The following is a 9,175-nucleotide window of genomic DNA, read 5'->3' on the forward strand; positions in this document are numbered from 1 at the left end:
AGCATGGTCAACCAGAATCCCGAACAACGTGCCCGCGATCAGATAGACACTTTGCTGCAACAGGCAGGCTGGGTCATACAAGACAATAAAAAAATCGACTTTGCTGCCGCGCAAGGCATCGCCGTACGCGAGTATCAGACGGATATCGGCCCGGCGGATTATGTGTTGTTCGTCGATCGGCAGGCCGTAGGCGTCATCGAGGCCAAGCCGGAAAGCTGGGGCGAGAAAATCACCACTGTGGAAGAACAGTCCGGCGGCTACGCACAGGCCAAGCTGAAATGGGTCAACAATCAATCGCTGCGTTTCATCTATGAGAGCACGGGCACAGTCACCCGCTTTACGGATAGCCTTGACCCCCACCCGCGCTCACGCGAAATATTCAACTTTCATCGCCCAGAAACACTGGCCCGCTGGATGCAAGAAGGTAAAAGCCTGCGTGGCCGCCTGCAAAACCTGCCGCCACTGAACACCGATGGCCTGCGCGCCTGCCAGATTACAGCCATTACCAATCTGGAAGACTCGCTCAAAAAAGACAAGCCCCGTGCATTGGTACAAATGGCAACTGGCGCCGGCAAAACCTTCACTGCCATCACAGCCAGTTACCGTCTGCTCAAAGAGCCAGTCAGCGCCAATCGCATTCTGTTTCTGGTGGATACCAAAAATCTCGGTGAACAGGCCGAGCAGGAGTTTCTGAGCTTCCTGCCTAACGACGACAACCGCAAGTTCAGCGAGCTGTACACCGTGCAGCGGCTCAAAAGCCAGCACGTCGCCACGGATACCCAGATTACCATCAGCACCATCCAGCGCATGTACTCCATCCTCAAGGACGAACCGCTGGATGAGGCGTTGGAAGAGCAGAGTCTGGCCGAGCAATACACCAAGCCCAAAACGCCGCTGCCAGTGGTCTACAACCCCAAGCTGCCACCGGAGTTTTTCGACGTTATCATCATCGACGAGTGCCACCGCTCCATCTACAACCTCTGGCGGCAGGTGCTGGAATACTTCGACGCCTACTTGATCGGCCTCACCGCCACGCCAGACAACCGTACCTACGGCTTCTTCCGCAAGAACGTAGTGAGCGAATACAACCACGAAAAAGCCGTGGCCGATGGTGTCAACGTGGGCAACGAAGTTTTTCTCATCGAAACCGAAAAAACCACCCAAGGTGGCACCATCACCGCCGAGCAACTGGTGGAAAAGCGCGAGCGGCAAACCCGCCGCAAGCGTTGGGAAACGCAAGATGAAGACGAGGTCTACACAGCCAAACAGCTTGACCGCAACATCGTTAACCCGGATCAGATTCTCACCGTCATCGACACTTTCCGCAAAAAATTGCCGGTGATTTTTCCGGGACGCAAGGAAGTGCCGAAAACCCTGATCTTTGCCAAAACCGACAGCCACGCCGACGATATCATCCAGACCGTGCGCGAGGTATTTGGCGAAGGCAACCAGTTTTGCAAGAAAATCACCCACAACGCAGAAGACCCCAAGTCCGTGCTTGCCCAGTTCCGTAACGACTACTACCCGCGCATTGCCGTCACCGTGGACATGATCGCCACCGGCACCGACGTGCGCCCGCTGGAATGCCTGCTATTCATGCGCGACGTGAAAAGCCGCAGCTACTTTGAGCAAATGAAAGGACGCGGCACCCGCACGCTGGACAAAGATGGCCTGCAAAAAGTCACGCCATCGGCCACCAGCGGCAAGACCCACTATGTGATTGTCGATGCCATTGGCGTCACCAAATCGCTGAAAACGGCCAGCACCTCACTGATTACCAAACCCGGCGTGCCGCTCAAGGATTTAGCGATGGGTGTGATGATGGGCGCCAGCGACAGCGATACGGTTTCCTCTCTGGCTGGCCGGCTGGCGCGGCTGGACAAGCAGTTGGATGACGAAGAACGCGCCCGCATTGCCGAAAAGGCAGGCGGCATGCCACTATTCGCGATCGTGGGCGGACTGTTCAGCGCCATTGACGGCGACCGCGTAGAGCAGCGGGCGCTGGAAATCACCAGCCAGCCGGCAGGCTCGGACCCCGGCGACAGCGCCCGCGATCAGGCCCAGCAGCAACTGGTCGCCGAGGTAGCCAAGGTCTTCAATGGCGAATTGATTGAGCTGATAGACACCATCCGCCGCGACAAAGAGCAAACCGTGGTCCACGAAGACCTGGACGAGCTGATAAAAGCCGAATGGGCTGGCGAAACCCAAGCCAACGCCGAGGCGCTGACGCAGGAATTTGCCGATTATCTGCATGAGCACCAAAACGAAATCGACGCTCTCAGCGTCTACTTCCACACCCCTGCGCGGCGCAGCCATATCACCTACCCGCAACTCAAGGCGCTGCTGGATAAACTCAAACAGGAACGCCCCAAACTTGCCCCGCTGCGCGTCTGGCAGGCGTATGAGCACCTGGATAACGCCCACCACACCACCCGTCATTCCCGCGAAAGCGGGAATCCAGTTTCGGAACTGACCACTCTCGTCGCTCTCATCCGCCGTGTCTGCGGACTGGACGCCACCATCACCCCCTTTGACGCCACCGTGCGCAAGAACTTTCAGCAGTGGATGATGCAATACCACGCAGGCGGCAGCGACAAATTCAACGAACAACAAATGGCCTGGCTGCACCTCATCCGCAATCACATCATCCACTCCTGCCACTTCGAGCGCGATGATCTCGACATGTCCCCCTTCGACGCGCAAGGCGGGCTGGGCAAGATGTACCAACTATTTGGCGACAGGATGGATTGGGTGATTGAGGAGATGAATCGGGAGCTTGTTGCGTGATGGACAATCAACTTCCCGCAGGCTGGAGAAGAACGACTCTTGGCTCTATTGCCGAATGGGGTTCAGGTGGCACACCATCAAGAAGAAATTCCGAATTTTTTAGGGGGAACATCCCTTGGGTTAAGACAGGAGAGCTTACGGGAAAATATGTAAGAGATTCTGAGGAGAAAATATCTGTAGAGGGGCTGCAAAAATCCAGTGCGAAATTATTTCCTGCTGGCTCTGTTGGGATTGCCATGTATGGCGCAACCATTGGTAAATTGTCCATATTTGCCATTGATGCGACCACAAATCAGGCATGTGCAGTGGCAATTCCTAATAAAGATATGCTCCATAACGAATTTCTTTATTATTTTTTGCTATCTGAAAAGCAAAAATTGATAGATTCTGGGAAAGGTGGGGCGCAGCCCAATATTTCTCAGGGGTTGCTGAAATCGTGGCCTATCGCTCTGCCTGATGTTCCTGAACAAAAATGCATCGTCGCTAAAATCGAAGAGCTCTTCTCCGAACTGGACAACGGCATCAAATCCCTGAAAACCGCTCGCGAACAACTCAAAATCTACCGCCAATCACTCCTCAAGCATGCCTTTGAAGGCAAACTCACCGAACAATGGCGCAAGGAAAACACCGACAAACTGAAAACTCCGGAACAACTCCTTACCCGTATCCAGCAAGAACGCGAAGTTCGTTACCAGCAACAGCTTAAAGCGTGGGAGCTGGCTGTTAAGGAATGGAAAGTCAATGGAGAAAAAGGTAAGAAACCGGGAAGACCAAAGCAGATAACAGGTGAGTTGGAACCTTTTGTGGAAACAATTAAAATTCCGCCCGTTTGGAGTACGGTAACACTCGAGATGTTGAATGCGGATATTTTTGATGGCCCTTTCGGTTCGAACCTAAAGAGCAGTGATTATGTTGACCAGGGCGTTCGAGTGATCCGCCTTGAGAATGTTGGGCATATGGAGTTTATTGAAGACAAGTATTCCTATGTAACAGAAGAAAAATACAAAGAAATTAAAAAACATACTGTTTATAGCGGAGACATAATATTCTCATCGTTTATCACTGAAGGAATTCGAGCCATCATATTGCCAGATAAAATAGACCGCGCAATCAATAAGGCCGACTGTTTCTGTATAAGAGTTCATGGGACATTTTATCTAACAGAGTTTTTGGCTTGGTACCTGTCTAGCCGAGGTGCATACAGGCAGGTGGAATCAGAAATTCACGGAATAGGCAGGCCGAGAATCAACACCACTCAGTTGAAGCGTTTTTTAGTTCCTCTGTGCTCAGTAGACGAACAGAAAGAAGTGATTTCAAGAGTAAAAAATATACTTGCTGAAGCCGACCGCATGGATGATTCGTTGGAGGCTGAAATTCAGAGATCGGAAGCCTTCCGCCAGTCTATCTTGAAAAAAGCCTTCTCCGGCGAGCTTTGTGGAAAGTCGTCATGATTGTGGTTTAGGGGCAATGGAGTATAACAACGTGAACAGTGAGAAAACAAAAAATGCAGCATTAACAACAGCCTTAGCCTTTCATTACCAGGTACTGATTGGCTTGGATAAGTGCTTTTCACTTGAAGAAGGCCAATCGGTTTGGTTTGAAAAAGACGGTGATGTAAGTCTAATGTCACCTAATGCTTTGGCTTCGACTCAAACCGAAGTTAAAGACTATACGGCGCCGCTCACTGATCACCACGAAAACCTCTGGAAAACACTCAAGAACTGGTTGGCTCCAGAGTTTGACCATGCCCAATATAGCGTTTTGGTGCTGCATACCACTCAGGCTTTTGGTACAACTACCCGGCTAAAAAATTGGAATACACAAACGGCCGAGCATCGCTTACAAGTATTGAAAGACATTTTTCTCAGTCGACCAGAAGATGAAAGAAATGCTGAGAATCCATCTGATATAGTTAAATTTCAAAAGGCCGTGATGACTTGTGATGAAGCGTTGCTAAAAAGTGTACTTAGCAAAATGACCTTGTTTACCGAAGCTGATAACTCACAAGAACTAGAAAGGCATATTTTAGCTAAACCTGTGGGCATACCAAAGAATAACTTAAACAGTTACCTTCATGGCTTGGTTGGCTTTGTATATGCACAAGCAACGCAGCATTCATGGAGCATTAACCAGTATGCTTTCGCAGCGAAGTGTGAAGAGTTAACTGCACTTCTTTGTAAAAAGGCATTCACTTTTCCGCTATTTTCAGGATATGAAGCGTCAGAGTGTGAAGTTGAACTACATCAAGACCGACTGTTCGTCCAAAAAATAGCTGAAATAGAACATCACGAAATGATTCCGGATGCGGTAGGTAACTGGCTAGAGCTGCAAAACTCTTTTCTAGAGCAGCTTGATGAATACCCCTTGTACAAAGATAAAACGGTAACTTATCAGAACCAACTGGTTAAAAAATACAAGCTGGCGTATTCAAGCGCCCAACTTGAAGCAACTGATGAAATTAAAATTTCGAAGTTGCTGTACAACAAGACCATGCAAGAACAGCCACTAAACATAGGCAACGATATTCCGCCGATTGAGTACAAAAATGGCCTTATCCATGACGCTATGGATGATGACGAGCGAGATTTAAAATGGAGGATTGAGCCATGAGCAGTATTGTCGATGCCCTATACGAATTAAAGTATAATCCGTTTGAGTATGGGCAATATCTAGCCTCGTTTTATACACATATGGATGAGTCAGAAAGCAACTTATTGCTTGCTCAGCTGGTTATCCCAATGTGTAGTCATCCTATATACAGCCATAAGCTGCAGAACTCGAATAAGCGTAGCTCAATATGGTCTGTGTTTGATGATAGAACAAAACTCTACGATCTTCAGGAACGCATTGACGGGTTTCAATCCTTAACAGAGCAATGTATTCAATATTGCTTAATCAATGATTGGCTATCTGTTAATGAACAACGGCTATCCCTAGTAAAATTTGATGGGGTTGACTCAACCTTTATTTCTCAAAAAAGTGCAGAAAAGTTAGGTCGCTTATTTAGCGGTTACTCAGTGGTTGAGATTTATGAGTTTTTAGGAGTGAAACCGCGATGAAAACACTTATTTATGAAATTGGCGTAATTGATAAACAAGGAATCAAACATATCGTTAATTTTAAAGCTGGGCTTAATGTTGTTACCGGCAAGTCATCAACTGGTAAAAGCGCCCTAATTGAAATTTTTGATTACTGCTTTGGCAGTGACGAAAACACCATCCCGAAAGGAGTGATTACCAATAGTGCCGCCATTTATTATGTTGCGCTTGCTGTTAATGAACAAGATATGGTGATTGCGCGTGATCCTGATATTGCTACAAAAGCATTTTTTCGTCGAGTTGAGACATTCAATACGGCAGAAATTGATCGTGACTACTTCGCTGTCAGTTATTTTCGACCACTAAACGAGTTTAAAAATCACCTAAGGGACTTTTTCTTAGATATTGATGATGTTGATGAATCTTTAGCCGCGAGAGCAAATAGGCGGTTTAATCAAAAAGCACCTACACCATCCATTCGTAGCTTTTCATCATTTATGCTCCAACATCAAAACCTGGTTGCCAATAAACATGCGCTATTTTATCGGTTCGACGAGAAGGAAAAGCGAGATCAGACTATTGAGCATACAAAGATATTTTTAGGGTTTGTCGATCAAAAGTTCTTTCTCCTATCACAAGAAAAAGAACGGCTAAGTGCAGACGCAAGACGTTTAGAGCGCCAAAAAGAAACCAACAAGCGCATGTCAGATGGATATAAACAAAAAGTCGCCCCTGTATTAAGCCAACTTTACGCCTTGATGGGCTTTAAAGATGAGCCCTTATCATTGGACAAGGTGCTTCGGCACCCTCAAGATGCCAAAGATCAACTTGATAGCATTATCGTCGCAGAGAAAATAAATCATAACTCCGATACTATGACACAACGCTACGAACAGTTGAAATTGGCACGTAATCAAAAAACCGCTGAGCTAAGAAAGTTGCAGCGTCAAACTGCGTCGCTTAATAAGCATATTCAGGAAGAAGAACGATTTGTTGATAATGTAAAGCAGTTTAACTTACCTAAGCATGTCCATATTTCTGCATCCGTATGCCCGTTTTGCCATACTGAAAAAGACAGCTTGCGACAAAGTGCTGAGAAACTTCAGCAGGCCATTACTAAAGTATCGGGCAATCTTGCTCAAGCTCGCCCGATGAAAGCAAAGTTTGAATCCTCACTGATCGAAGTGCAGCGTTCTACAGAGGTTGTGAGCAGAGCACTGGCTGAGCTCAACCAATTAATAACCGAAGTTGAGAAAGAAAATCAGCAGTTAACAGAACAAAAGAGTTTGTATGAAAGCATTATTATGCAAAAAGCAAAGCTATTTGCGCTTCTTGATACACTGAATATGGCGGACGATGCCGAACTTGAAAAAGAGATCGAGGAGTTAAAAAATAAACTCAATAATATTGCTGATGCACTTAAAGAGTACGATATACAAAAAGATCTAGCACATGCATCGGACAAGGTAAGCGAATATATGGCTGAAATTGGCAGTCATTTAGAATTTGAAGCCAGCTATAAACCGATCAACCTCCATTTTTCATTTGAAACATTCGATCTTTATCATTTAACGCCTGACGACGAAAAAATTTATCTACGATCAATGGGGAGTGGTGCAAACTGGCTATACTGCCACGTAACCTTATTTTTGGCATTACACAAGTATTTTTCTGAGTTAGGTGAGAAATGTTCCATTCCTTCGATACTGTTTTTGGATCAGCCGACACAGGTATATTTTCCTAACTTTAACCGCGATACTTCTGATAATTTTGAAGAGCAAATGAGTCAGGAGGCTAAGCAACGAACAGAAGAAGAAAGACCTGTTGATGAAGATATAAAAGCTGTTGAAAATTTATTCACTCAGCTTTCGATTTATTGCAATGAATTAGAAAGCATCTACGGTTTTAGCCCACAAATTATCGTGACTGATCACGCAGATGGTTTGACGTTGAATAACGCGGTTGAGTTTGAATCGCTAGTAAATGGAAACAGATGGCGGACACGTGGATTTATCCATCCTGTCCCGGTTATTGAGATTGAATAAGGTGGCGGGCAAACTCCCCATCAACCTCGATAACCTCCTCCACCAACGCACGGTGGAAAGCGAACGCGTTGAATACAAGGCAGGTTGGAACCCGGAGTCCATCCTGCACAGCCTTTGCGCCTTTGCCAATGACTTTCACAACCTGGGTGGCGGTTATGTGCTGGTGGGAATTGCGGAACAAACCGGTCGCCCGGTACTGCCGCCTGTTGGCTTGCAAGCGGAGCAGATCGACACCATTCAGAAGGAGTTGCTGAACCTGGGTAACTCGGCCATCCAGCCACCATATCATCCGCTCACCGCTGTTTATGAAGTGCAGGGCCGGTTGATTTTGGTGTTGTGGGCGCCAGGCGGTGAAACCCGGCCTTACAAGGCGCGGGTGAGCCTGAGCGACAAAAAGACGGATTGGGCGTTTTATCTGCGCAAGCACAGCAGCACGGTACGCGCCAGGGGGGAGGATGAGCGGGAGTTGTTGTCGCTGGCGGCGACAGTGCCTTTTGATGACCGTTACCAGCAGTCGGCCAGCCTGGATGATCTTTCACCGTATCTGATGCGCGAGTTCTTGCAGGAAGTGGGCAGTGATCTGGCGGCAGAGGCCAAGTCGCTGGACGTGGAAGCCTTGGGACGGCGCATGGGCGTGATCGGTGGGCCGGCGGAGCGGGCGTTTCCCAAGAATGTGGGCTTGCTGTTTTTCAACGAGCACCCGGAGCGCTTCTTCCCGGCCACGCAGATCGACGTAGTGTATTTCCCTGATGGGCCGGGTGGCGACCGCTTTGAGGAGAAGGAGTTTCGCGGCCCGCTGGGGCGCATCACCCGCGATGCGGTGGACTACATCGGGCGCAATTACCTGACCGAGATGGTGGTCAAGCACCCTGACCGCCCCGAAGCCGAACGCTTTTGGAATTTCCCGCTGGCGGCCATCGAGGAGGCCGTGGTGAATGCGGTATATCACCGTTCCTACGAAATCCGTGAGCCGGTGGAGGTGCGCATCACCCCGGAAGAATTGGTGGTCTTGAGCTTTCCTGGCCCGGATCGTTCCATCCGCCTGACGGATTTGCAGGCAGGCCGCGCCGTCAGCCGCCGCTATCGCAATCGCCGCATCGGTGAGTTTCTGAAAGAATTGGACCTGACCGAAGGCCGCTCCACCGGCATCCCCAAGATTCTGCGGGTGATGCAGGCCAATGGCTCCCCGCTACCCGTTTTCGAGACGGATGGAGACCACAGCTATTTTCTGATTCGCCTGCCGGTGCACGAGGCATTCGCTCCAATAGAAGAAAAGGTTCAAGCCCGTGATGAGGTGTACGGCCA

The 9,175-nt window shown here is 48.6% G+C and carries 6 protein-coding genes; all 6 read left to right on the plus strand.

Annotated features, from left to right (window positions below; all coding sequences use genetic code 11):
• The first annotated feature begins 3 nt into the window (after positions 1 to 3).
• Positions 4 to 2,787, plus strand: a complete 2,784-nt coding sequence (locus V7Z75_RS04995) for a type I restriction endonuclease subunit R (protein ID WP_334107522.1) — start codon at positions 4 to 6, stop codon at positions 2,785 to 2,787.
• Positions 2,787 to 4,238, plus strand: coding sequence for a restriction endonuclease subunit S (locus V7Z75_RS05000; protein ID WP_334107779.1), 1,452 nt, complete (start codon positions 2,787 to 2,789; stop codon positions 4,236 to 4,238). The genes V7Z75_RS04995 and V7Z75_RS05000 overlap by 1 nt, the downstream gene beginning before the upstream one ends.
• Positions 4,239 to 4,269: 31 nt before the next feature.
• On the plus strand, positions 4,270 to 5,397 hold the full coding sequence (locus V7Z75_RS05005) for a hypothetical protein (RefSeq protein WP_334107523.1): 1,128 nt from the start codon (positions 4,270 to 4,272) through the stop codon (positions 5,395 to 5,397).
• The gene (locus V7Z75_RS05010) at positions 5,394 to 5,846 is read left to right on the plus strand and encodes a three component ABC system middle component (RefSeq protein ID WP_334107524.1); all 453 of its coding nucleotides are present in this window, start codon (positions 5,394 to 5,396) and stop codon (positions 5,844 to 5,846) included. Before V7Z75_RS05005 ends, V7Z75_RS05010 begins: the two co-directional genes overlap by 4 nt.
• Positions 5,843 to 7,870, plus strand: coding sequence for a DUF3732 domain-containing protein (locus V7Z75_RS05015; protein ID WP_334107525.1), 2,028 nt, complete (start codon positions 5,843 to 5,845; stop codon positions 7,868 to 7,870). Before V7Z75_RS05010 ends, V7Z75_RS05015 begins: the two co-directional genes overlap by 4 nt.
• The coding region (locus V7Z75_RS05020; protein ID WP_334107526.1) for an RNA-binding domain-containing protein at positions 7,809 to 9,175 on the plus strand (1,367 nt) is incomplete at its 3' end. The genes V7Z75_RS05015 and V7Z75_RS05020, both read left to right, overlap by 62 nt.

This window comes from Methylobacillus sp. (assembly GCF_036844465.1).
Taxonomy (GTDB): Bacteria; Pseudomonadota; Gammaproteobacteria; order Burkholderiales; family Methylophilaceae; genus Methylobacillus.

What these genes read in the sequence shown, in the direction of transcription:
- V7Z75_RS04995 (WP_334107522.1), top strand. Translation starts at nt 4, where the DNA reads ATGGTCAACCAGAATCCCGAACAACGTGCCCGCGATCAGATAGACACT.
- V7Z75_RS05000 (WP_334107779.1), top strand. Translation starts at nt 2,787, where the DNA reads ATGGACAATCAACTTCCCGCAGGCTGGAGAAGAACGACTCTTGGCTCT.
- V7Z75_RS05010 (WP_334107524.1), top strand. Translation starts at nt 5,394, where the DNA reads ATGAGCAGTATTGTCGATGCCCTATACGAATTAAAGTATAATCCGTTT.
- V7Z75_RS05015 (WP_334107525.1), top strand. Translation starts at nt 5,843, where the DNA reads ATGAAAACACTTATTTATGAAATTGGCGTAATTGATAAACAAGGAATC.